Genomic DNA, 1,727 nt, shown 5'->3' with positions numbered 1-1,727 from the left:
GGCGAGTCGATCGGTGCGCGCCCGATCAGGCTGCGACAGTGGCGAACTGGGAGGCGAGATTGGTCGCGTTCGCCATCCGCTGATTACGCGAGGTGCCGGCGCTGCGTTCGTAGTACTGGTCGAAGGCGGCCGCGGCGGCCGCGGGTGTACCCGCCGACTGCAATGCCGACCACGCCTGCGATTCGCCGCCGTGCATCTCGCTCATCATGAAATCCACCTGGGTCTTCATATCGGTGATCGGCTGGTTGTGCGCCTTGGCATAGGCCTTCAGCGCGGTCAGCCGGCCGCCCTCCCACTGGCACAGGCCCAGCGCGCCCTCCCTGGAATTCCACGCACCGGTGTTGAAACTGGATTCGGTCTGCATATTGCCGACGATGCCCGCCGCCTGCGCGGGTGTCAGATGGTAGTGGTCGATCAGGTAGTCGTAGATCGCCTTGGCCGTGACCTTCTGCCCGCCGGAGATCTCCTCGGCGGTGACCGGACCGCCCGTCGGTGCACCCGAGGCGTCCACGGGCGGCGCCGGGGAGCCGCCGTGGCTCTCGGGGTTGGCGTCGGCCATGGCCTGGGCGTACGCCTGGAATTTGTTCCAGGCGGTGTCGAGATCGTCGGAGACATCCGTGACACACGTGAGCAAGGCGGTCTGCAGCTTCGTCTCGGTCGAAACCGGCAGGTACCACTTGTGCGAGTCCGGGTCCTGCACCATCTCGTTGTTCTTCGGATCGCCCAGGATGCCCTGCAGGTGATCGATCCGGCCCTTGATCGTCGTCCAGGTGTCGTTCGCGATCTGCCCGGCCTCGTAGGTCTTGGTGCGGACCCCGTTGTCGTCGGCCGTCATCTTGTCGGCCAGTTCCGTGAGCTTCGTGTTCTTGTCGCCGTAGTCACTGGCCATCTGGGCCTGCCCGGCGCTCTCGGTCGCCAGCTTCTTGTCCACGAGATCCCCGATGAGATCCGGGGGTTTCCTCGGTTCGTCGCGGCCGAGCAGGTCGACCGCATCCTGCAGCCATACCTGCACCAGGTGGGTCAGCGACTTCAGACCCGCCGACGCGTGCGACGGCGGCACGAGCTTCACCTCGTGAAAGTGCGGATCGTTCGCACCCATCCGCGCAACACCCACCTTCGCCGAGTCGTCCCGTTCAGACCGAGTATCGGCCATTCCCAAGCCTGGGGAATTCCCCTGCATTGAACCTACATTCGATGTACCGTTACCTGACGGCACGATGAACGGCTCGGGAACACCGATTCCGAGCCCGGCCGGCACCGCACGAGGAAGAAGCAGTCATGGCCCTCTCGAACAGAGCCAAGAAAATCGCAGTCGCCACCGCCATCGCCGGTTCCCTGGTGATCGTTCCCGCCGGCTTCAAGGGCGTTTCGTTCGCCACCGGGGGTTTCGGGGGCGGACACGGCAACGTGGGCAACAGTGGCGGCTACAGCGTGGGCGACAGCCACGGCAACAGCCACGCTGTCGGCGACAGCAACGGCAACAGCCACACCGTGGGTGACAGCAACGGCAACAGCCACGTGATCGGCGACAGCAACGGCACCGTCCACGGCGGTGGCGTCGGCAACCGCGACCGCAGCACGGCCGGTCACGGCACCGGCAACGGCTACGACAACGGCCAGCCGGTCGTCCCGCAGCCGGTCGCCCCGCCCCCGCCGCCGAGCAATCCGGTCGACGCGGCGCTGAACAACCTCCACGAGTTCTTTCTCGGCAACCACTGACGGCGGGG

2 protein-coding genes are annotated in these 1,727 nt (G+C 66.2%); one reads left to right on the top strand and one right to left on the bottom strand.

Features of this window, described 5'->3' with window-relative positions; genetic code table 11:
• Positions 1-25: 25 nt before the first annotated feature.
• Complete coding sequence (locus NRB56_RS19120) at positions 26-1,099, bottom strand: phage tail tip lysozyme (RefSeq protein ID WP_153344091.1); 1,074 nt, start codon at positions 1,097-1,099, stop codon at positions 26-28.
• Between the two features lie 179 nt (positions 1,100-1,278).
• Between NRB56_RS19120 and NRB56_RS19115 the strand changes: the two genes are divergently transcribed.
• Positions 1,279-1,719 (top strand): hypothetical protein, encoded by a 441-nt coding sequence (locus NRB56_RS19115; protein ID WP_153344089.1) that lies wholly within the window; start codon positions 1,279-1,281, stop codon positions 1,717-1,719.
• Positions 1,720-1,727: the final 8 nt, after the last annotated feature.

It is taken from the genome of Nocardia aurantia (assembly GCF_009604425.1).
GTDB lineage: Bacteria > Actinomycetota > Actinomycetes > Mycobacteriales > Mycobacteriaceae > Nocardia > Nocardia aurantia.
The sequence above is the reverse complement of the archived record's forward strand: the minus strand, read 5'-3'. Positions and strand labels throughout refer to the sequence as shown.